Annotated in this window: 19 protein-coding genes; 8 read left to right on the forward strand and 11 right to left on the reverse strand. The window is 72.1% G+C overall.

What is annotated here, in order from left to right; all coding sequences use genetic code 11:
* Positions 1 to 159 precede the first annotated feature (159 nt).
* The 4 genes from AAHG09_RS23850 to folE form a co-directional block, all read right to left on the reverse strand.
* A complete protein-coding gene (locus tag AAHG09_RS23850) occupies positions 160 to 1,728 on the reverse strand; it encodes an alkaline phosphatase D family protein (protein ID WP_342109998.1) in 1,569 nt (522 codons plus the stop codon).
* A gap of 252 nt (positions 1,729 to 1,980) precedes the next feature.
* Positions 1,981 to 2,967, reverse strand: a complete 987-nt coding sequence (locus AAHG09_RS23855; protein ID WP_342109999.1) for a patatin-like phospholipase family protein — start codon at positions 2,965 to 2,967, stop codon at positions 1,981 to 1,983.
* Positions 2,964 to 3,386 carry a phosphoribosyl-AMP cyclohydrolase gene (hisI, locus tag AAHG09_RS23860; RefSeq protein WP_342110000.1) on the reverse strand — a complete coding sequence of 141 codons (423 nt, stop codon included), beginning with the start codon at positions 3,384 to 3,386 and terminating at the stop codon, positions 2,964 to 2,966. Before hisI ends, AAHG09_RS23855 begins: the two co-directional genes overlap by 4 nt.
* Before the next feature lie 40 nt (positions 3,387 to 3,426).
* Positions 3,427 to 4,245 carry a GTP cyclohydrolase I FolE gene (folE, locus tag AAHG09_RS23865; protein WP_342110001.1) on the reverse strand — a complete coding sequence of 273 codons (819 nt, stop codon included), beginning with the start codon at positions 4,243 to 4,245 and terminating at the stop codon, positions 3,427 to 3,429.
* A gap of 238 nt (positions 4,246 to 4,483) precedes the next feature.
* On the opposite strand from folE, the gene AAHG09_RS23870 reads away from it, so the two are divergent.
* Complete coding sequence (locus AAHG09_RS23870; RefSeq protein ID WP_342110002.1) at positions 4,484 to 4,927, forward strand: iron-sulfur cluster assembly scaffold protein; 444 nt, start codon at positions 4,484 to 4,486, stop codon at positions 4,925 to 4,927.
* A gap of 4 nt (positions 4,928 to 4,931) precedes the next feature.
* On the forward strand, positions 4,932 to 5,270 hold the full coding sequence (yidD, locus tag AAHG09_RS23875) for a membrane protein insertion efficiency factor YidD (protein ID WP_342110003.1): 339 nt from the start codon (positions 4,932 to 4,934) through the stop codon (positions 5,268 to 5,270).
* Between the two features lie 225 nt (positions 5,271 to 5,495).
* Here yidD and pdxA read toward each other — a convergent pair whose 3' ends face one another.
* Together pdxA and AAHG09_RS23885 are read right to left on the reverse strand one after the other, a co-directional pair.
* Entirely contained in the window at positions 5,496 to 6,524 is a 1,029-nt protein-coding gene (gene pdxA / locus AAHG09_RS23880) for a 4-hydroxythreonine-4-phosphate dehydrogenase PdxA (RefSeq protein ID WP_342110004.1), read from the reverse strand.
* Positions 6,521 to 7,624: a four-carbon acid sugar kinase family protein gene (locus AAHG09_RS23885; protein ID WP_342110097.1), complete on the reverse strand. Its 1,104-nt coding sequence runs from the start codon at positions 7,622 to 7,624 to the stop codon at positions 6,521 to 6,523. Before AAHG09_RS23885 ends, pdxA begins: the two co-directional genes overlap by 4 nt.
* 207 nt (positions 7,625 to 7,831) lie before the next feature.
* Between AAHG09_RS23885 and AAHG09_RS23890 the strand changes: the two genes are divergently transcribed.
* The 6 genes from AAHG09_RS23890 (at position 7,832) to uraD (ending at position 10,961) form a co-directional block, all read left to right on the forward strand.
* The gene (locus AAHG09_RS23890; protein ID WP_342110005.1) at positions 7,832 to 8,842 is read left to right on the forward strand and encodes a 2-keto-3-deoxygluconate permease; all 1,011 of its coding nucleotides are present in this window, start codon (positions 7,832 to 7,834) and stop codon (positions 8,840 to 8,842) included.
* 110 nt (positions 8,843 to 8,952) lie between these two features.
* Positions 8,953 to 9,123: a DUF3606 domain-containing protein gene (locus AAHG09_RS23895; protein ID WP_342110006.1), complete on the forward strand. Its 171-nt coding sequence runs from the start codon at positions 8,953 to 8,955 to the stop codon at positions 9,121 to 9,123.
* A gap of 91 nt (positions 9,124 to 9,214) precedes the next feature.
* On the forward strand, positions 9,215 to 9,433 hold the full coding sequence (locus AAHG09_RS23900; protein WP_342110007.1) for a DUF2934 domain-containing protein: 219 nt from the start codon (positions 9,215 to 9,217) through the stop codon (positions 9,431 to 9,433).
* 276 nt (positions 9,434 to 9,709) lie between these two features.
* Entirely contained in the window at positions 9,710 to 10,048 is a 339-nt protein-coding gene (gene uraH, locus AAHG09_RS23905) for a hydroxyisourate hydrolase (RefSeq protein WP_342110098.1), read from the forward strand.
* 14 nt (positions 10,049 to 10,062) lie between these two features.
* Positions 10,063 to 10,446 (forward strand): hydroxyisourate hydrolase, encoded by a 384-nt coding sequence (gene uraH / locus AAHG09_RS23910; protein WP_342110008.1) that lies wholly within the window; start codon positions 10,063 to 10,065, stop codon positions 10,444 to 10,446.
* A 5-nt stretch (positions 10,447 to 10,451) separates the two neighbouring features.
* Positions 10,452 to 10,961: a 2-oxo-4-hydroxy-4-carboxy-5-ureidoimidazoline decarboxylase gene (gene uraD / locus AAHG09_RS23915; protein ID WP_342110009.1), complete on the forward strand. Its 510-nt coding sequence runs from the start codon at positions 10,452 to 10,454 to the stop codon at positions 10,959 to 10,961.
* A 14-nt stretch (positions 10,962 to 10,975) separates the two neighbouring features.
* Here uraD and AAHG09_RS23920 read toward each other — a convergent pair whose 3' ends face one another.
* The 5 genes from AAHG09_RS23920 to AAHG09_RS23940 all read right to left on the reverse strand — a co-directional run bounded on the left by AAHG09_RS23920 (position 10,976) and on the right by AAHG09_RS23940 (position 20,488).
* Positions 10,976 to 12,220, reverse strand: a complete 1,245-nt coding sequence (locus AAHG09_RS23920) for a methyl-accepting chemotaxis protein (protein WP_342110010.1) — start codon at positions 12,218 to 12,220, stop codon at positions 10,976 to 10,978.
* 172 nt (positions 12,221 to 12,392) lie between these two features.
* On the reverse strand, positions 12,393 to 15,518 hold the full coding sequence (locus AAHG09_RS23925; protein ID WP_342110011.1) for a ribonuclease E/G: 3,126 nt from the start codon (positions 15,516 to 15,518) through the stop codon (positions 12,393 to 12,395).
* Between the two features lie 721 nt (positions 15,519 to 16,239).
* Positions 16,240 to 17,568 carry a glycolate oxidase subunit GlcF gene (glcF, locus tag AAHG09_RS23930; protein ID WP_342110012.1) on the reverse strand — a complete coding sequence of 443 codons (1,329 nt, stop codon included), beginning with the start codon at positions 17,566 to 17,568 and terminating at the stop codon, positions 16,240 to 16,242.
* 165 nt (positions 17,569 to 17,733) lie between these two features.
* Positions 17,734 to 18,921, reverse strand: coding sequence for a glycolate oxidase subunit GlcE (gene glcE, locus AAHG09_RS23935; RefSeq protein ID WP_342110013.1), 1,188 nt, complete (start codon positions 18,919 to 18,921; stop codon positions 17,734 to 17,736).
* A 124-nt stretch (positions 18,922 to 19,045) separates the two neighbouring features.
* Complete coding sequence (locus tag AAHG09_RS23940; RefSeq protein ID WP_342110014.1) at positions 19,046 to 20,488, reverse strand: lipopolysaccharide biosynthesis protein; 1,443 nt, start codon at positions 20,486 to 20,488, stop codon at positions 19,046 to 19,048.
* Positions 20,489 to 20,528: the final 40 nt, after the last annotated feature.

Raw genomic sequence — 20,528 nt, forward strand, 5'->3', positions numbered from 1 at the left:
GGCCAAGCGGATTCACGCTTCGTGCGCCGAGATGCTCTCTCCTCCCCCTTGCGGGGAGGAGTTGGAGGTGGGGGTGGTGCAGGCTGAGGCGCCGCGGTGCCTCCTGCACCACCCCCACCCCTGGCCCCTCCCCGCAAGGGGGAGGGGAAAAGCGTCTCCTCACGCCTTCGCGGGGTCGAGCGTCACGTGCCACAGATCCGCATCGGTCGCGTCCTTGAGCGTCACCGTCATCTGCTCGGTCCGGCCGTCGACCGCCACATGGCCGAAGAACTGGTAGCCGGAGGCCGGTGACAGGTTCACCTGGCCCTTCTCGGGGGCCTTCACGAACCGCAGCTGCGGCCCGAAGGTGTTGTCCAGCGCGTTCGGCCCGAAGGTGCCGGCGTGCAGCGGCCCGGAGACGAACTCCCAGAACGGCTCGAAATCCTGGAACTGCGCCTTGTTGGGGTCGTAGTAATGCGCGGCCGTGTAGTGCACGTCGGCCGTGAACCACACCGTGTTGCGGATGCCCGCGTTCTTGATGAAGCGCAGCAGGTCGGCGATCTCCAACTCGCGCCCGAGGGGCGGGCCGTCGCCCTGCGCCACCGCCTCCGAGCCGAAGTTCTTGTCGACGTCGTACGTCACCACGAGGCCGAGCGGCATGTCGGCGGCGATCACCTTCCAGGTGGCGCGGGATTCGAGCAGCGCCCGCTTAAGCCACGCGGTCTGCTGCGGCCCCAGGAAATAGGAATCCGGCCCGTAGGCCGTCTGCGTGTTCTCGCCGTTCGGCCCCCGGTAGGAGCGCATGTCGAGCATGAACACGTCGACCAGCGGGCCGTAGCCGATCTTGCGGTAGACCCGGCCGGGCTCGGACGGCTCGAAGCGCATCGGCATGTATTCGTGGAACGCCTTCGCGGCGCGCAGCTGGAGGGCCAGCACGTTCGGGTCGGCGTACTTCTTCTTGAGGTGCTCGGCGCGGGTCAGCGGCTCGCCCGGCCACCAGTTGTTGGTGACCTCGTGGTCGTCCCACTGCGCCAGGATCGGCACGGCGGCGTTCATCGCCAGCACGTTCCGGTCGGTGAGGTTGTACTTGTGCCGGCCGCGGAATTCTTCCAGCGTCTCGGCCGGCTTGGAGACCGCCTCGGTCACGCGGTTGCGCCAGAGGCTGCCGTCGGGAAGCTTGACCTCGGACTGGATCGGCCCGTCGGCGTAGATCGTGTCGCCGGAATGGATGAAGAAGTCCGGCCGGTTCTTCAGGATGGCGGAATAGATCGTCATGCCGCCGCGGGCCTCGTCGATGCCCCAGCCCTGGCCCGCCGTGTCGCCCGACCAGCAGAACGAGACCGAGCGCCGATCCGCCGGCGCGGTGCGGAACCGCCCGACCTGGGCCGGCCCGACGATGGTCGGCGCGGCGATGTCCTGCAGGCGGACGCGATAGAAGATGTCCTGGCCCGCCGGCAGGCCGGTCAGCGCCACCTTCACGGTGCCGTCGGTCTCCGGCAGCGCATCGGCGAAGACGCCCTGGAGGTTGGAAAAGCTCTCGGTGGTCGCCCACTCGATGATCGCCCGGGCTGGCCGGTCGGCGCGCGCCCAGACGACGCCCGAGTCGGTGCCGACATCGCCGGATTGGAGCCCGTGGGTCAGGAGCGGCCGGTCGGCGGCGCGGCTCAGGCCGGGGCGGGCGAGGCCGGAGGCCAGCCCGACGAGGCCAGCGCCTCCGGTGAGCAGGATCTGACGGCGACTCGCGGACATTGGAACCCCTCCAAATGGTGGGGCGTCCATGGCAGGCGGGGGCGACAGGGGGATGACGGGCGGGAGATATCCGAAGGGGCGGAGGGCTTCCCAGGTTCTCCCACCCATCCCCCTCATCCTGAGGTGCCGGAGCGAAGCGGAGGCCTCGAAGGAGCCATCCAGCCAGCACCGCGATCCCTGGAGCCCTCCTTCGAGGCCCGCTGACGCGGGCACCTCAGGATGAGGGGGTTGAGTGGGATCGTCCCTGCAGGCTCAGGCCCGCGCCTCGGCCCCCGCCACCACGGCCCGGATCCGCGGCAGCGCCGCCCGCGCGGCCCGATACCCAAGGGCGATCCCCTCATCCGCCCGGTGGAAATCGAAAAGGCCCATCCCGGCCACGTCCGGCCCGATCGCCACGTCCGGCGGGTCGCGCTCCAGACGTGAACGGGAGATCCGGTCCTGCGTGATGTTGAACGCGTCGAGCACCACCCGGGCGAGGCCCGGCATGGCGAGGTCCGGCTGCGGGCGTCGGAAGCCGAACAGGCGGGTGCGCAGCGCGTCCAGGACGCCGCGGCGGGCCGGGCGGACCGGCACCTCGCGCACCACCGGGCCGCCGGTATCGCCGTTGAGGTTCACGCAGATCACGAGGTCGGCCCCCAGCGCCCGGGCGAGCGCCACCGGCACCGGGTTGACCAGCGTGCCGTCCATCAGCACCCGGCCCTCATGGGTCACCGGCGGGAACAGGCCGGGGATCGCGTAGGAGGCGCGCACCGCGTCCACCGCCGGCCCCTCGGTCAGGCAGACCTCCTGGCCGGTGCCGTACTCCGTGGCGACGCAGCCGAACCGGATCGGCAGGCGCTCGATCCGGCGCTCGCCGAGATCGGCGTGGAGCCGCTGGCGCAGGCGGTTGCCGGCGATCAGGCCCGAGCCCGGCAGCCGCGGATCGATCAGCCCGACCACCCGGCGCCGGGTCAGGGCCCGGGCAAAGGCCTCCAGCCGGTCGAGGCGCCCGGCCGCGTAGCAGGCGCCGACGACAGCCCCGATCGAGCAGCCCGCCACCACGGTCGGATGGATGCCGGCCTCCTCCAGGGCGCGCAGCACGCCGATATGGGCCCAGCCCCGGGCCGAGCCGCCGCCGAGCGCCAGCCCGATCCGCGGACCCGCCTTGGGCAGGGGGCGGATCGGCTCGACGGCGCCGGGCAGGAAATACGGAACGGCGGGACAGTCTTGCCACCCGGTCGCGGCAAGAGTCGCGCTCATGTCCCGGCGAAGTCCAGGGTGACGCGGCCGTCGGATTGCCGGGTGACGGTGCGGTAGAAGCAATCCCGCCGGCCCGTGTGGCAGCAGCCGCCATCGCCGCCGACCTCCACGCGGATCAGCAGGGCGTCCTGGTCGCAATCGACCCGCATCTCGACGATGCGCTGGATCTGCCCGCTGGTGGCGCCCTTGTGCCAGAGCTCGGCCCGCGAGCGCGACCAGTACCACGCCTCGCCGGTCTCGAGAGTGCGCGCCAGCGATTCGGCGTTCATGTGCGCCAGCATCAGCACTTGGCCGTCCCGGGCATCGACCGCGATGCAGGTGATCAGCCCGTCCCGGTCGAAGCGGGGCGTGAAGGCTTGGCCTTCCTCGACCGCGGCGCGGGGGCCGGGGGGATCGAAGGCGATGTCGCGCGCGGTCATGGCGTGATAAAGCGGTCCCTGACTCGGCGCGTGCTGTAGACTACTTGGCGCCGCCGCGCACCAGGGTCAGGAAGCGCACCTGCTCGTTGGCGTTGTCCTTGAACACGCCGCGGAACTGACTGGTGATGGTCGAGACCCCGGATTTCTGGACGCCGCGCATCGCCATGCACAGGTGCTCGGCCTCCACCATCACGGCGACGCCGCGGGGCTTGAGGATGCTCTCGATCACGTCGGCGATCTGGGCCGTCATGGTCTCCTGCGTCTGCAACCGGCGGGCGAAGGTGTCGACCACCCGGGCGAGCTTCGACAGGCCGACCACGCCCCGGGTCGGGTAATAGGCGATGTGGGCGAGCCCCATGAACGGCACCATGTGGTGTTCGCAATGGGAGTGGAACGGAATGTCGCGCACCAGCACGATGTCCGAATAGCCCTCGACCTCCTCGAACACCCGCTCCAGCAGCTTCTCGGCATCGACACCGTAGCCGCCGAACAGCTGCTCGTAGGCCTTGGTGACCCGGGCGGGGGTATCCAGCAGGCCCTCGCGGGTCGGGTCGTCGCCGGCCCAGCGGAGCAGCGTGCGCACGGCGGCCTCCGCCTCGGCGCGGCTCGGGCGGCCGGTCTCGATCCCGTCGGGGACGCGGGTGGCGGAGGCCGGCTCCGGCGCGACCTCGACGGGGCGCGCCTCATCCACCGGCCGATTGTCATTGCGCATGCCGTCCAGACCTTGCCCGTCGATGCCGTTCCGGTGAATGACTTGGCCGTCGCTCGGATACGACAGGGACTTGAGCGCGGCATCCATGGCATCTCCGGCCCGGGCGATGCGGGACTTCATCGGGGTGCTGTCGGGCTTGGCGTACATCGTCGGAATCGCGTCGGGCGTGTGAGGGAAGATCCCGGGCCTGAAAAGGTTTCAGGCCGGCGCCCGGGATGGCCAGAGCCGTGGATGCCACCGTGGCCGTGGGCGCGACCCTGGTCGACGGCCTGCCTCCTCGCGAAGCGACCGTCAGGCGCCTATATCATCGTTCGCGGGGCAACGCGCAATGCGCGAACCGCGCGGCAGTGTCCCGACGGGACCTGTACCCACGGCCGAGGACCCGATGCTCGACGATATCTACAACCGCCGCATCCTCGAACTCGCCGCCGATATCCCCCGGCTCGGCCGGCTGGAGAACCCAGATGCCAGCGCCACCGCGCATTCCCGCCTGTGCGGCTCGACCGTGACGGTGGATCTCGTGCTGGGCGAGGACGGACGGGTGACGGACTTCGCCCAGGAGGTCCGGGCCTGCGCGCTCGGCCAAGCGTCCTCGTCGCTGATGGGCCGCCACGTCGTCGGCGCCAGTGCCGAGGAGCTGCGGGGCGTGCGCGAGACCATGCGGGCGATGCTCAAGGAGAACGGCCCGGCCCCCGACGGCGCCTGGGCGGACCTCGCGGTGCTGGAGCCCGTGCGGGACTTCAAGGCGCGCCACGCCTCGACGCTCCTGACCTTCGACGCGGTGGTGGACGCCCTCGACCAGATCGCCGCCAAGCGGCAGGCTGCCTGACCGCATGGTCCGGCGGGCGGCGCATTGGGGCATCCGCGCCTATCAGCTCACCCTGTCGGGGCTGATCGGCCGCCAGTGCCGCCACTGGCCGAGCTGCTCCGAATACACCGACACCGCCATCACCCGGCACGGGTTGTGGCCGGGGGGCTGGATGGGTTTCGCCCGGATCTGCCGGTGCGGTCCGTTCGGCACCCACGGAATCGACCTCGTGCCGGAGCGGCTGCCCGCGGGGGCGGCGTGGTATCGCCCCTGGGCCTATGCCCGCTGGCGCGGCGTCGAGGCGCCGCCTTCGCCGTTTGCGTGCGAGGCCGTGGGGGAGGGTGCTGCGGGCGACGGGCGGTGAGGGGTCGTGTTCTTGGTTTGTTTCACGTGAAACACGGCTGACAACACGGGTTCTTTTCTGGATCGCCGTTCGCATCCGCTTGCGCACTCTCCTCGCCCTTGTGGGGAGGAGTTGGAGGTGGGGGTGGTTCAGGAGGCACCGGACCACTCGATCCTGCACCACCCCCACCCCTGGCCCCTCCCCACAAGGGGGAGGGGAAAACGCGCTTGATCCTTGATCGCTCGCTCAGGCAGCCTGACGATTGGCCGCCAGCCGTTCCGCGAATTCGATCGCCTCGATCAGGCTGCGCTCGTTGGCGATGCCCGTCCCCGCGATGTCGAAGGCGGTGCCGTGATCGACCGAGGTGCGGATGATCGGCAGCCCCAGGGTGATGTTCACCCCCGACAGGTCCATCCACTTTCCCGTCGCCGGGTCGATCTCGAACCCCAGCAGCTTCACCGGGATGTGTCCCTGGTCGTGATACATCGCCACCACGGCGTCGTACTGGCCGGCGCGCAGCTTCACGAACACCGTGTCGCCCGGAACCGGCCCGTGCACGTCGAGCCCGTCGGCATTGGCCTTGGCGATCACCGGCGTGCTGACGTCGATATCCTGGCGCCCGAACAGGCCGCCCTCGCCGGCATGCGGATTGAGCGCCGCCACCGCGATCTTCGGCCGGGCGAGCCCCAGACCCTTCAGCGCCTTGTCGGTGAGGTCGAGGACGAGGCGCAGGCGCTCCGGCGTGAGGCGCTTGGGCACATCCTCCAGGGCGACGTGGGTGGTGACGTGCGAGACCCGCATGTTGCCGTGGGCCAGCATCATCACCGAGCCCCGCACGCCGGTCAGCTCCGCCAGCATCTCGGTATGGCCGGCATAATGATAGCCGGCCTTGTTGAGCGCTTCCTTGTTCAGCGGCGCCGTGACGATCCCGCCGATCTTGTCCGCCAGGGCGAGGCGCACCCCGGCCTCGATCGCCTTGTAGGCGAAGCGCCCGCCATCGGCCGAGAGCCGGCCCGGCTCGATCGGCGCGCCCTCCGCATCCGCCTGGAGGCAGCACAGCGCCGGCCAGTCGCCGTCCTCGGCGACCTCGGGAATTTGTTCGGGCAGGAGCCCGAGCGCGGCTTCCGCCCGGTGCAGAGCCGGGGCGCTGCCGATGACCACGAGCTTCAGGTCGCCCGCGTCGATCCGGTCCTTCAGCCGGGCGGCGGCCTTGACGATGATCTCCGGGCCGATGCCGGCCGGGTCGCCCATGGTGATGGCGAGATGCTGCGTCATGGGTCGCTCCTGTCGGGCGTGAAACCGTTTCGATGGAGTAGATCGCGCCAGACGCCCTCTGTTCCGAAGGCGCCGGATTTCGAGATCACCGCGAGCCCGTCCCAGCGCCCGCCCCGCAGGGTCGAGCGGGGTAGGCCGGGGGCGATCTGGCCGGTGACGTCGAGGCGCTCGACCTGGAGCGCGAGGCAGAGCGCCTTGAGGGTCTCGCCGCCGGCGACCAGCAGGGTCCCGGGCCTCGGGATCCCCGCGACCACGCCCGCGAAGGCCGCGGCGATCCGCGCGGCGGCTTCCTCCCGGGCGGTGCCTTCGGGCAGGGCGAGGCTGGCCAGCACGACGCCGTCCCGGGTGAGGCGTTCGCCGATCGGTCCGGTATGGTCCGCCGCCTCCGGCGCGAGGACGAGGCGATGGGGGCCGCAGGCGTCGAGCTGGGCCGCGGTTTCCGGCCGGTCGGAGCCGAACAGGCCGAGCACCGGGCCGACGAGGCGGGCGTCCCCGGGGGCCGCCACGCCCCGCGCCAGGGCCGCCGCGAGGCCGCCGCTGCCGCACCAGAGCACCGGACCGTCCCGGCCAAGCTCGGCGATGCGGGCGAGGTCGTCGTCCTCCGCCGCGTCATAGACCGCCACCCCCGGCATGGGGCCGTCGGCGAGGGCGGCCCGCCGCGCCGGCAGGCCCGCCGCCCGCAGGGCCTCGGCGATGTCGCCCGAGACCGGTGCCCAGCCGCCGTCCCGCCGGGCGAGCTGCCGTCCATCGCTGGTGCGGCGGCCCTGATACGGGAAGGCCGGCGCCACGATGCAGCGCGCCCAGGTGCCCAGCCGCATGACGGCGGCGAGTTCCGCCGCCCAGGGGCCGCGCAGCAGGCTATCGACCTTCTTGAAGGCGATGTCGGCATTTTGAAGCCGCGGCGCGAGCGCCCCGACGATCCGGTCGGCCTCCGCGGACGCGACTTCCCGGGTGCCGGAATCGATCGCCAAGCACCCGGAACCATCCTCCGGCAGGATCTCCGGCCACGCCACCGGGATCGGCCCGCACAGGCCGGTGAAGCCGGCGGCGGTGTCGAGGGTGCCGGTCAGGTCGTCGGCGATGAGGCGCAGGCGGGTCATGGCCGTGAGATCGGTGTCCATCGGAGATCTGCGCCGCGCCGCCCCCGCACGCCAAGTCGGCCTCATCGGCAATCGGTGGCCGCCGAGTCAAGAGAGGGCGCTTCTACCGCCAAGTTGCACCCGCTTGTCGAAAGGTTGTAGCAGCGCCCCGGGGGGAGCGGTTTCAGGTGACAGGCCCGGGACAGCGGCCGCACCGGAGGACGACCCATGCAGATTCCGATCAAGCGCTCGCTGGAGCGCGTCCCGGGCGGCCTGATGGTCGTGCCGCTGTTCCTCGGCGCGATCCTCCACACCCTGTTCCCGAACACCGCGACCTTCTTCGGCTCGTTCACCGGGGCGCTGTTCAACGGGGCGCTCCCGATCCTGGCGGTGTTCTTCGTCTGCATGGGGGCGGGCATCGATTTCCGCGCCACCCCGGCGATCGCCCGCAAGGGCGGCGTCCTGCTGGCCACCAAGGTCGGCGTCGCGGCGATCCTGGGCGTGGTGTTCGGCCACCTCCTGGGCGAGGCGCCGATCACGGCCGGGGCCTTCGCCGGGCTCTCGACCCTCGCGATCGTCGCCGCCATGAACGACACCAATGGCGGGCTCTACCTCGCCTTGATGGGTCAGTTCGGCCGCCCGAAGGATGCGGGCGCCTACGCGATCATGAGCCTCGAATCCGGCCCGTTCCTCACCATGGTGACGCTCGGGCTCGCGGGCCTCTCCGCCTTCCCGTGGCCGACGCTGGTGGGCAGCATCCTGCCCCTCGTGATCGGCATGATCCTGGGCAACCTCGACCGGGACATGCGCGCCTTCCTGTCGGGGGCCGCCCCGGTGATGATCCCGTTCTTCGCCTTCGCGCTGGGCTTCGGGCTCGACCTCGCCAAGATCTGGCAGGCGGGCCTCCTCGGGATCGGGCTCGGCGTCGCCGTGGTGGCGGTGACGGGGGCGGCCCTGTTCGTGGCCGACCGGCTGACCGGGGGCAACGGCGTCGCCGGGGTGGCTGCCGCCTCCACGGCGGGCAACGCCGCCGCCGTGCCGGCGATCATCGCGGCCGCCAACCCGGCCTACGCGGAGGCCGCCGGCCCCGCCACGGTGCTGGTGGCGGCGAGCGTCGTGGTGAGCGCCCTGCTGGTGCCGCTGCTCACCGCCTTCGTGGCGGCCCGGGTGCGGCAGGACGAGGCGCCGTCCGAGCCGCGGCTCGACCCTGCGGTGCGGCCCGCGACACCCCGGCCCTGATCCGTCCGCGGGTGCGCCGCGGTCCGGCAACTTAAGACGGGGACGCCCGGTTGTCCCAGCAGACAGCCCGGCACCGCCGCGGCACAGCCAGAGACCGGAGCGGGCACACCATGTCCACCGAAGCCAGAGGCAAGACGCATATCGATATCTACGACCGCGCCACCCGCGAGGTCTGGGCCCAGCGCTTCGGCGTGACCGAGGACCGGCTGCGCAAGGCCGTCACGATGGTGGGGAGCCGGATCACCAGCGTGGCGGCCTATCTCGAAAGGCCGGCCAGCTGAGCGGGGCCGACACGCCATGAAAACCGACCCCTATTCGCCTCCGGGAGCGACGGCCCCGGAGAGCCCGCCGCACACCTTCGAGCCCTTGGCCATGTCCGACGACAAGGTGCCGTCCCCCACCGCCCCGGCGCCGGATGCCCTCACGTTCGAGCAGATCCGCGAGCGCGCCTACGAGTTGTGGGAGCGCAATCACCGGCCGGAGGGATTCGAGATCGAGTTCTGGCTTCTGGCCGAGCGGGAGCTGCGCAAGGAGCGCGAGCGCCGGAAGGGACATGATGCGCCGGCTGCGCCTGAGCCGCCGTCGCAGTAGCGTCTCCGCGTCTCTGGCGTGTACCTTGCGTGGCGTCGTGCGCGATCGCCGGCGCCGTCCGCGATCGTTCGACCGATCGCGTGACGGGAGGCCGCCCTGGAGACATCTGCCCTGACCCGCCGCAGCTTCACCGGTCTCGGTCTTGGGGGCGCCGCGGTCGCGGCATCCGGTGGTGCCCTGGCGCAGGCAGGTCCGGGGCCCTCGACAGCGCCCGACAAGCCCGCCCCCCTCACCAGCGCCCCGGTCTCGCAGGCGGGCCTCGGTCCGCGCCTGACGCTGCACGCCATCGACAATTTCCACGGCACCCCGGCCGCCGGCATGGTCTGCGCCCTCGCGTGGCGCGAGGGCGACACGCTCACGCCGATCAAGACCGTCACCACGGGGGCCAACGGCCGGCCGGCCGAGCCGCTGCTGACGGATGCCGCCCTGCGGCCCGGCCATTACGAGCTGCTGTTGCATCTCGGGGCCTATTTCGCCGCCCGCGGAGTGAGCCTGCCGAGCCCGAACTTCCTCGACCGGGTGCCGATCCGCTTCCGGATCCGCGATGCGGGCCAGCGCCACCACCTGCCGGTGCTGTTCACGCCCTGGGGCTACTCCTACTATCGCGGCAGCTAGAGCATCGACGCGCCATGGCCGGCATCTCGACCCACGTCCTCGACACCGACCGCGGCCGCCCCGCAGCCGGTATTCGCATCGAGTTCTCGGTGCTGGAGGGCGGGACATCTGAAGGCGGGACATCTGAAGGCGGGACTTGGCGGCTCGTGAAGAGCGTGGTCACGAACGCGGACGGGCGGACCGACCAGCCGATCCTGGCGGCGAGCGAGGCGAAGGTCGGCCAGTATCAGCTGACCTTCCACGTCGATGACTATTTCCGCGACCGGCCCGGCACCGCGGAGGCCGACATCTTCATCGACAACTCGGTGGTGCGCTTCGCGATTTTCGACCCGGCGCAGCACTACCACGTGCCGATGCTCTGCGCCCCCGGCAGCTTCACCACCTACCGCGGCAGCTAGGGGCCGTGCCCGACCTCGCCGCCGTCAACCGGATGGAGGCGGGCGCCTTCGTGGCCCTGCTCGGGGGCGTGTTCGAGCACGCCGCCTGGGTGGCCGAGGCCGTCGCGCCGGAGCGCCCCTTCGCCAGCCGCGCTGCCCTGCACGCCGCGATGATGCGGGCCCTGCGCTCAGCGCCCGACGCCGTGCAGTTGACCTTCCTCGACGGCCATCCGGAACTCGCTGGATCCGAGGCGCGCGCGCGGGCCCTGACGGCCGACTCGGAGAGCGAACAGGGCAGCGCCGGGCTCGACCGCATGGCGGAGGCCGAGGCGGCGGCCTTCGCGCGGCTGAACGCGGCCTACCGGGCCCGGTTCGGTTTCCCGTTCATCATCGCGGTGCGCGGGCGCGGCCGGGCCGAGATCCTGTCGGTGTTCGAGGCCCGGCTCGGCCGGGATCCGGCGGCCGAGCGGGAGACCGCGCTGGCGGAGGTCGCGCAGATCACCCGCATGCGGCTGGAGCGCCTGATCGACCCCTGAACGACCGCGGCCGTTCAGGCGACGGCCGCCCGCGTGTCCTTGATGGCCGCCTCGAAGGCCACGAAGGCGGTGGTCGCCTCGTCCCAGGCCTGGGCGCGGACATGGCGGAGCATCGCCGCCGCCTGCTCGCGCGCCTGCGCCAGGGGCGCCTCCACGGCGGCCGGTCGCTCCGGATTGGCGGCCACCGCCACGGGCGGATTGTCGGCCGAGCGCATGCCGACCAGGGTCGCCGCGATGCCGCGCCGCCAGGCGGCGAGGTCGGCCGGAAGGCGTGCCGTATGCGCCTCCGCCGCCTGCCCGCCGTCCTGCCGGTCGAGCAGGTTGCGGCCGAGCGACTCGATCCGCTCGAGTTCGGCCATGGCGTCCCCGATCTCCCGGCGCGCCTTGTCGGTGCCCTCCGCGATCCGGCCGACATTGTTGGCGATGTCGCCGGTGGCCTGGATCTGCTGGTTCAGGATCTCGGAGGCCTCGCGCATCTGCGACGCGACGTTCGCGACGGCGCCGCTCTCGGCCTCGACGCGGGCATTGGCCCGCACCATGGCGGCGGCCCCGGTCTCGACCGCGCCGCGGCTGCGCGTGACCGCCGCCTGCATGGCCGCCATCTCCTCGCGCAGGCCCGCCACGCGGGCGCGGATCTCGTCGGTCGCCTTGGCGGTCTGAGCCGACAGGGTCTTCACCTCGGCGGCCACCACGGCGAAGCCCCGGCCGGCCTCGCCGGCGCGCGCCGCCTCGATCGTGGCGTTCAGCGCCAGCAGGTTGGTCTGGGCGGAGATCGCCGCGATGGTGCCGGCCATCTCCTCGATCCGCAGGGCCGCGGTCGAGAAGCTGTCGAGCCGGTTGCCGATCTCCTCGGTGCCCTCCTCGATGCCGCGCATGCCATCGGCGGCGCGCTGGAGGTCGCCGACGCAGGTGGCGATGCCGGAGCGGGCGGTCTCGGCGGTCTCGGCGGCCGAGGCGGACCGGGCCGCGATCTCCCCCGTGGTGGCGGCGAGTTCCTCGCTCGCGGCCGCGATCAGCCGGGCCTGCTCGGCGGTGCCCGAGGCGTCATGGGTCATCCAGCCGATCGAGGTCCCGGCATCCGAGGCCGCGGCCGACATGCGCGCCAGCAGCGACTGCCATTCCCGATCGAAGGCCGGGGCGGCGGCGGGCTGCGGATTCGGCGCGGCTTCAACGACAACGGGTGCCTGCACCGGCGCAGCGGCCATCTGCAGGGCGCCGGATGCGCCCTTCTCCGAGCGCTTGCGGTTAAGGCCGAACATGCGGGTTCTCCGATCAACGATTCGGAGCAGACCCTCGCATGGATCCTTCAATCAATGATGAAGGCTAATCGGGTCTGTTTCCAATCGAGCCGAGACTTCGCGCCTCGGTAGGAAACGATTGACCCTTCGCGGTTCCGCGCCCCCGGCCGCCGGGGGCCGGGGGCGCGGCGTCTCACTCGCCGGTCAGCGCGGCCTTGGTGCGTGACCACCAGCCGGCGCGCTTGGGCCGGTCCGGGTCGGACGGGGGCGTCAGCACGACCGCGACGGGTTCGGGGGCCGGCTCGGCGTTCGACGCGGGGGCCGGCTCTGCGGCGCCGTTCGACGCATGAGGCTCGGCGGCTTCCGTCGCCGGCTCAGCGGCGACCGGCAGGTCCACCGCCGTCTCGCTACGGGCGGCCTCAGGCGCGGCCTCGACGATTTCGGCCACGGCCTCGCCGCTCACCGGCTCCTCCGCCGGCAGGGCGACCGCCGCGTCGGAGGCCGCAGCCTCCTCCGCCTCGCCACCCTCGCGGGTGCGGCCCTCGCCGCGTCCGCGTCCGCCCCGGCGTCCGCGGCGACGGCGGCGGCCGCCCTCGTCCTCAGCCTGGACGGCCTCGTCCGGGCCTGCCACAGCCGCGTCGGCCCCGTCGCTCTCGGCCGCGACGGCTGCCTCCACGGGCTCGCCGGTCACCGCATCGACGCTGGCCGCATCGACGCTCGCCTCGTTGGCGTTGGCCGGCTCGTCGCCGTCCCATTCCTCGTCCCGACCGTCCGGGTCGGATTGCGCGGCGCCCTGGCGCTCCTCATCGGACCGCCCCTCCGCGCGGCCACCCCGACGGCGGCGGCGACGGCGGCGGCGGCGGCCGTCGCCCTCGTCGCGCGTGCCGTCCTCCCGGGCCTCGGCGCGGGTCTCCTCGCCCTCGGCCTCGCCCTCGGCATCCGCCTCGACCTCGGCTTCGGCCTCTTCGATCTCCTCGTCCTCGTCGTCGAACTCCGTGGTGGGCGAGATCGCCTGGGCGCGCACGCCCGTCACCGGGCCTTCGGCGCGCTGGGCCGGCTCACCGCGGTCGAGCTGGAAGGCGGCGGTCGCCGCCAGCCGCTCGTCGGCCGCGATCGTGATGGTCACGCCGAACCGCACCTCCAGCTCGCGCAGATGCCCGCGCTTCTGGTTGAGGATGTAGAGGGCGACCTCGGTGCGGGTGCGCAGGACGAGGTTGTGGGAGGCGGACTTGAGCAGTGCCTCCTCGATCGACCGCAGGATGTGCAGCGCCACCGAGGAGGTCGCCCGCACGAAGCCCGAACCGCCGCAATGCGCGCAGGGGATCGAGGAGGATTCGAGCACGCCCGTGCGGATGCGCTGGCGGCTCATCTCCAGGAGGCCGAAGGGCGAGATCCGGCCGACCTGGATGCGGGCGCGGTCGTTCTTCAGGCACTCGTTGAGCTTCTTCTCGACGGCGCGGTTGTTGCGCTTCTCCTCCATGTCGATGAAGTCGATGACGATCAGGCCCGCGAGGTCGCGCAGGCGCAGCTGGCGGGCGACCTCCTCGGCGGCCTCCATGTTGGTCTTGAGGGCGGTGTCCTCGATATCGTGCTCGCGGGTGGCTCTCCCTGAGTTCACGTCGATCGAGACCAGCGCCTCGGTCGGGTTGATCACCAGATAGCCGCCGGACTTCAGCGAGACGTGGGTCGAGAACATCGCGTCGAGCTGCTGCTCGACCCCGAAGCGGGCGAAGATCGGCGTCGGGTCGCGGTAGGGCTTCACGACCTTGGACTGGCCGGGCATCAGCATCCGCATGAAGTCCTTGGCCTCGCGGTAGGCGTCATCGCCGGCGACCAGAACCTCGTCCAGATCCTTGTTGTAGAGGTCGCGGATGGCGCGCTTGATCAGCGAGCCCTCCTCGTAGACCAGGGCCGGGGCCATCGAGGTCAGCGTCAGCTCGCGGACCGATTCCCACAGGCGCATCAGGTACTCGAAGTCCCGGGCGATCTCGGGCTTGGAGCGCGAGGCGCCGGCGGTGCGCAGGATGACGCCCATCCCCTCGGGCACCTCCAGATCCTGCACGACCTCCTTGAGGCGCTTGCGATCGGCCGCCGAGGTGATCTTGCGCGAGATGCCGCCGCCTCGGCCCGTGTTGGGCATCAGCACCGAGTAGCGGCCGGCCAGCGACAGGTAGGTGGTGAGCGCCGCGCCCTTCGTGCCGCGCTCCTCCTTGACCACCTGCACCAGGATGATCTGGCGGCGCTTGATCACCTCCTGGATCTTGTACTGGCGGCGGTAGTGGCGGGGCCGCTCGGGGATCTCGGCCAGCGCGTCGCCGTTGCCGCCGACCTGGGCGATCTTGGGCTCGGCGTCGGGGTCGTCCGACTCCTCGTCCGAATCGTCATCCTCGTCGGACTCGTCCTCGTCGTCCTCCGCCTCGTCCTCATCCTCCTCGTCGTCGTCGGAGTCGTCCTCCTCGGACTCGTCCTCGTCCGACAGCTCGTCGAGCTCGCCGACGGCCGGGCCGCTGCGGCTGGACGCCTCCGCGACATCCTCCGCGACGGTCTCGGCCGGCTCCTCGGCCACGGTCAGGGCCTCGGCCACGGCGATCCGGGCCTCGGGCTCGGCCGGGTCATCCTGGTCGGTGGCGGCCTCGTCGGCCTGCGCCGCCACCGGGGCGGATTCCACGGCTTCGGCTGCCGGCTCGGCGTGCGTCTCGGCGGCCTGCGGCTTGGAAATATCCCCGGCCTCAGCTTCGGAGGCGAGGGCCTCCTGCACCGCCTCGGGGTTCTCGTCGAGCGTGTCGGGCATGCCGGCCGGCGCGATCCCGGCCTCCGGGGACGTCTCGGCGTGATCGGCGACCCGACCCTCTTCGCCCTCGACCTGACCCGCGATCGGCCCGGCCTCGTGCGCGTCCCCATGCGCGTCCCCATGCGCGTCCTCGCCGCTCACCGTCTCGTCGGTGGTGCGGGCGCGGGCCTCGGCGCGGCGGCCGCGGGAGCGGCGGGGCGAGCGGCGGCGGCGCTCCTCGCGCTCGCGATGCTCCTCGGCGTCGCGGGCCTCCTCCTCCAGGAGGGCCTGCCGGTCGGCGAGCGGGATCTGGTAGTAGTCGGGGTGGATCTCGTTGAAGGCCAGGAAGCCGTGGCGGTTACCGCCGTACTCCACGAAGGCCGCCTGGAGCGAGGGCTCCACCCGGGTGACCTTGGCGAGGTAGATGTTGCCGCGCAGCTGGCGCCGGTTGGCGGCTTCGAAGTCGAACTCCTCGACCCTAGACCCTTGGACCGTGACGACCCGGGTCTCCTCCGGGTGCATCGCGTCGATCAGCATTTTGTTGGCCATGTCGGACTCTCGGCATGGCGGCCGACGTCGTTCTCCGTGCCCGTGGTCCCGGCGGCGCCTCGCCCGACGTCAATGCTGTCGGGCAGGGTGCCGGCCTCGTCGCCGAGGCGGATGGGTTCGAGGGGAAATTGCCGTCAACCGCCGGTCGGCGCAAAGGGCGCCTGGGGTTGAACTTGGCCGGGTCGACGAACGGACCGGCGCGACGCACCTCTTGCGCCGCCGGGGCACGCGCAGCTTTATGCTGGGCCGTGCGTCCGTTCATCGTGGTCCCGACCTCGCGAAATGCTCTCGGCCGGATCGGACCGGCCGTGAATTCCTGGGGTGCGACGGGAGATCCGCCGCGACGTGCGACACCTGTCCGATCGGGGACGACACCCGTCGCCGCCAGACGGACCGACAGGGCCCGCCGCGACACCGCCGCCGCTTTCGCGAGGAATTCGGCTGCGTCCGCGGGCCGTTGCGGCGGCCGGCGGGACCGGAAAGGGGTCGACATCATTACAGACCGCCGCGCGGATTTGGCAAGGGTCAACCGTGAATAGATGTCACGGGGCTGTCACGGGATGCGTCTGCGCGTGGACGGGTCATCCAACCCATTCCCTCATCCTGAGGCGCCGCAGCGGAGCGGAGGCCTCGAAGGAGCCCTCCAGGGATCGCGCGGCCGGCCGGAGGGCTCCTTCGAGGCTCGCTGCGCTCGCGCCTCAGGATGAGGTGGAGGGTGGGATCACTCCGCCGCCTCCAGCCGCGGCGCCATCCCGGCGAGCGCGGCGGGCTTCGGGCCGCCGGTCGCCCAGTCGAGCAGCTCCACCGTGTGGACGATCGGGATGCCGGTGCCCTTCCCGATCTGCGTGGCGCAGCCGATGTTGCCGGTGGCGATCACGTCGGGGCGCACGCGCTCGATGTTGGCGACCTTCCGGGCGCGCAGCTTCGCGGCGAGCTCCGGCTGCAGGATGTTGTAGGTCCCCGCCGAGCCGCAGCAGATATGGCCCTCGGGCACGTCCTTCACGGTGAAGCCCGCGCGCTTGAGCAAGGTCTTGGGCTCCAGGCGGATGCCCTGGCCGTGCTGCATCGAGCAGGCCGAATGGTACGCTACCACGAGGTCGTTCTCGGCGACGGGGGCGAGATCGAGCAGCGCGAGGTACTCGGTGACGTCCTTGGCCAGCGCCGAGACCCGCTTCGCCTTCTCGGTATAGGCCGGGTCGTCGCGGAACATGAAGCCGTAATCCTTGATGGTCGTGCCGCAGCCCGAGGCCGTGACCAGGATGGCGTCGAGCCCCTTGGCGATCTCGGCGTCCCAGGCGTCGATCGCCTGCTTGGCCAGCGCGTGGGCCGACTCCGCCTTGCCCATGTGGTGGGTCAGCGCCCCGCAGCAGCCCTCCTGGGCGTGGACGACCTCGACCCCGTGCCGGTTGAGCAAGCGGATCGCCGCCGCGTTGAAGTCGGGCCGCAGCACGCTCTGGGCGCAGCCGCGCAGCAGGGCGACGCGCTTGGAGGCTGTCCCGGTCGCCGCCGGGAACCGGCCGGGCCGGTTGGTCGGCTCCCGGGGCGGCATCCCGGCCGGTGCGAGGTCGAGCATGGCGGCGAGGCGGTTGCCGACCCGCGGCAGCCGGGCCACCAAGCCGCGGAACGGGGCGCCGAGCTTGGCGGCCGCGAGCGCGAGGCGGAAGCGGTTCGGATAGGGCAGGACCTGCGCCAGCAGCGCCCGCAGGAACCGGTCGCCGGCGGGGCGCGCGTAGGTCTCTTCGATATGCGTCCGGGCGTGATCGACGAGGTGCATGTAGTGCACGCCCGACGGGCAGGTCGTCATGCAGGACAAGCAGGAGAGGCAGCGGTCGACGTGCTTGACCACCTCCGGCGAGGCCGGCTTGCCGCCCTCCAGCATGTCCTTGATCAGGTAGATGCGGCCCCGCGGGGAATCGAGCTCGTCGCCCAGCAGCAGGTAGGTCGGGCAGGTCGCCGTGCAGAAGCCGCAATGCACGCAGGTCCGCAGGATCTTCTCCGAGGCCGCCATGGCGGGATCGGCGAGCTGGGCGGGGGCGAAGTTGGTTTGCACGGTCTCTTCCTGCCTACTCTCTCGTCCTGCCCGCTTTCCTCCCCCTTGCGGGGAGGAGTTTGGGGATCGCAGATCCCGCGTGGGGGCGGTGCAGGGTGGGGCGACGCGGTGCCTTCTGCACCACCCCCACCCCTGACCCCTCCCGCAAGGGGGAGGGGATGAACCTCAAACCTGCGCGTACATCCGCCCCGGGTTCAGCACCCCGGCCGGATCGTGCGCCGCCTTGATGCCCGCGGAGAGCCGCATCAGCGGCTCGGCCAGGGGCTCGAACACCGGAACGGCGGCCCGCACGGCGTCGGGGGCGCGCACCAGAGTCGCGTGGCCGCCCCGGGCCCGCACGGCCCGGCGGATTGCATCCGCGCCGGCATCGCCCTCGGCACCGGTGGCGAGCCAGATCAGGCCGCCGCCCCAGTCGAAGAACCAGCGCGCGTCCCGCTCGACCGCCACCGCGGCCGCCAGGGCCGGCCCGTGGCCCGGCGCCGTGGAGATCCGCCAGAGCGCCGTGTTCCGGGGCTCGGCGAGGGGCGTGGCATCGCGCACGCCCCGCCAGAGGACGGCACCGGCCGCGCCGTCGACGATCTCCGGCTGGCCGTAGCGCTTCAGCAGGCGGCGCAACTCGCCCGTCCGGTAGTCGATCGACTCCGAAAACCCTTCGCAGCGCATGAGCGTGCGCGCCTCCGGGGCGCCGATCCCGGCCGGCAGGTGCGCGGCGCCGGTCAGCTCGAAGGGCGAGCCCAGGGCCTCCGACAGGGCGGTCACCGCCCGGGCATCGTCGAGGCCGGAGAAGACCAGGGTGGCGACGCGCTCGCTCGCCGGCAGGACCTTGAAGGTCACCTCGGTGAGGAGCCCGAGGGTGCCGTGCGCGCCGGCCATCAGCTTCACGAGGTCGAGCCCGGTGACGTTCTTCATCACCCGCCCGCCAGACTTGATCGCCTCGCCCCGCCCGTTGACGAAGCGCACGCCGATCAGGCTGTCCCGGGCCGCGCCGGCATTGATCCGCCGGGGGCCGGCATTGTTGATCGCCGCGACCGCCCCGAAGGTCGGCGCGCCGGTGGTGCCGTAGAGGCCGCGAAAATCCATCGGCTCGAAGGGCAGCATCTGGCCCTTCGTGGCGAGCAGCGCCTCGACCTCGGCGAGGGGCGTCCCGGCCCGGGCCGCCACCACCATCTCGGCGGGCTCGTAGAGCGTGATTCCGGTGAGCTTCCTGGCCGAGAGCGTCGCGGTGTCCTGTGCTGGACGCCCGAGGCCCGCGGCCGTGCCGCCGCCCTCGAGTCGCAGCCGCTCGCCGCGTTCCGCCGCTGCCCGCACGATCTCGGCGGCCTCGGCCTCGGTGCCGGGCTCGTAGACGCCCATCGTTTCCGCCCTGGTGTATCTTGGACCTATTCCAGGACGGGTGTCGCCTTAACCGGCATCGGATTCAAGCGGAGGTGGCGTCGCGGGGTTTCAGCGGCTCGTATTCCTCGTGGCTGCGGCTGATCTACTCCGCCGCCGCCACCCGCGCCGGGCGCAGCCGGGCGCCGACCTGCCGGCGCAGCCCCGCGATGTCGAAGATCCAGACCAGGGCCCCGTAGAGCGCCATGCCGGCCGGGACCAGCACCGCCAGGGCGGTGGCCGGCGGGAGGTGGCGGAACGGCGCCAGCGTCAGGCCCATGGCGGCGCAGGCCAACGCGGCCGCCCCGATCGAGCCCCAGGGCAGGTGCACGCGCTCCGGGCCCGTGAGGGCGCGCCAGCCGAGCCACAGCCCGGCGGCGGCGAGCCCTGTGCTCTGCGCCACCGCGACCCCGATCCCGCCCAGGCGATCCGGCAGGACCAGCAGGCCCACGCCGTTGACCGCGAGCCCGATCAGCGCCGAGGCGATCACCGGCAGGGTCCGGCGGCGGATCTGGAAGACTGGGTTGAGGGCGTAGAACATCATGGTCAGGCAGAACAGGCCCGGCATCAGCGCGACGCTGTAGCTCTCGAACGGCCCGCGATAGGCATCGGGCACCACCAGCGCCTGGAGCGCCGGCAGCACGGCCCAGAAGCCGACCGCGCAGGGCGCCAGCAGCGCGAACACCATGCCGGCATTCGCGGCGACCTGCGCCTCGGCGGCGGCGCGGCCTTGCTGCTCCTCGGCCCGGACGGCGAGCTGGAACAGCAGCAGGTCGAGGGCGGTGCCCAGCGTCATCAGCGCCCGCGACGTCACGTCGGCGGCGAGGGCGAAATAGCCGGCCTCCGCGAAGCCGGCATGGCCCGCGATCGCGCCCCGGTTGATGAAGGCGACGCTCAGATAGGCGGTGTTGGCGGCGATCAGCGGCAGGCCGTAGCGGGCGAAGACCCGCCAGGTCGCCGAGAGGCGCGGCCGCTCGAACGGGGCGTGCGGGTCGCGCAGGGGCCGGCGCAGCAGGACGACCGCCAGGAACTGGCTCACGCCCGCCGCCGCCAGAACCCAGGCCGGCTGCGGCAGCCACCACGCCGCCGCCGCCATCAACCCGAAGGCGAGGACGTTCTTCACCGCCACGAGGCCGAGATAGAGCTTGCCGTCGAATCGGGCGCGCGCCAGCGCGGCGTGATAGTCGAACACGCCGATCCCGAGGGCGGCGAGCGCCGTGCCGCACAGGACCGCCTCACGCCCGTCGGCACCGTCCGCGAAGCCGAAGGCGCCGCACAGGGCGGCGGCGGCCAGCAGCAGCAGGCCGACGCGCAGGTAGGCCCGGTCGAGCCCGTGGCGGATCCACGGCTCGTCGACCCGCACCCGCCCGGAATAGAAGCGCGTCGCCGAGAGGCGCAGCCACTCGAACAGCACCGTGTTGAGCACGGTCGCCCCGGTGGTGGCCAGGGCGAACCGCCCGAAATCGGCCGGGCCGAGCAGCTTGGCGATCAGCAGGCCCAGGACGAAGTTGAGCCCCGCATTGATGATGAAGGCGGCGATTACGGCCATGACCGGCAGAACTTGGAGCGGCAGAACTTGGAGCGGCAAG

Source organism: Methylobacterium guangdongense (genome assembly GCF_038442355.1).
GTDB lineage: Bacteria > Pseudomonadota > Alphaproteobacteria > Rhizobiales > Beijerinckiaceae > Methylobacterium > Methylobacterium guangdongense.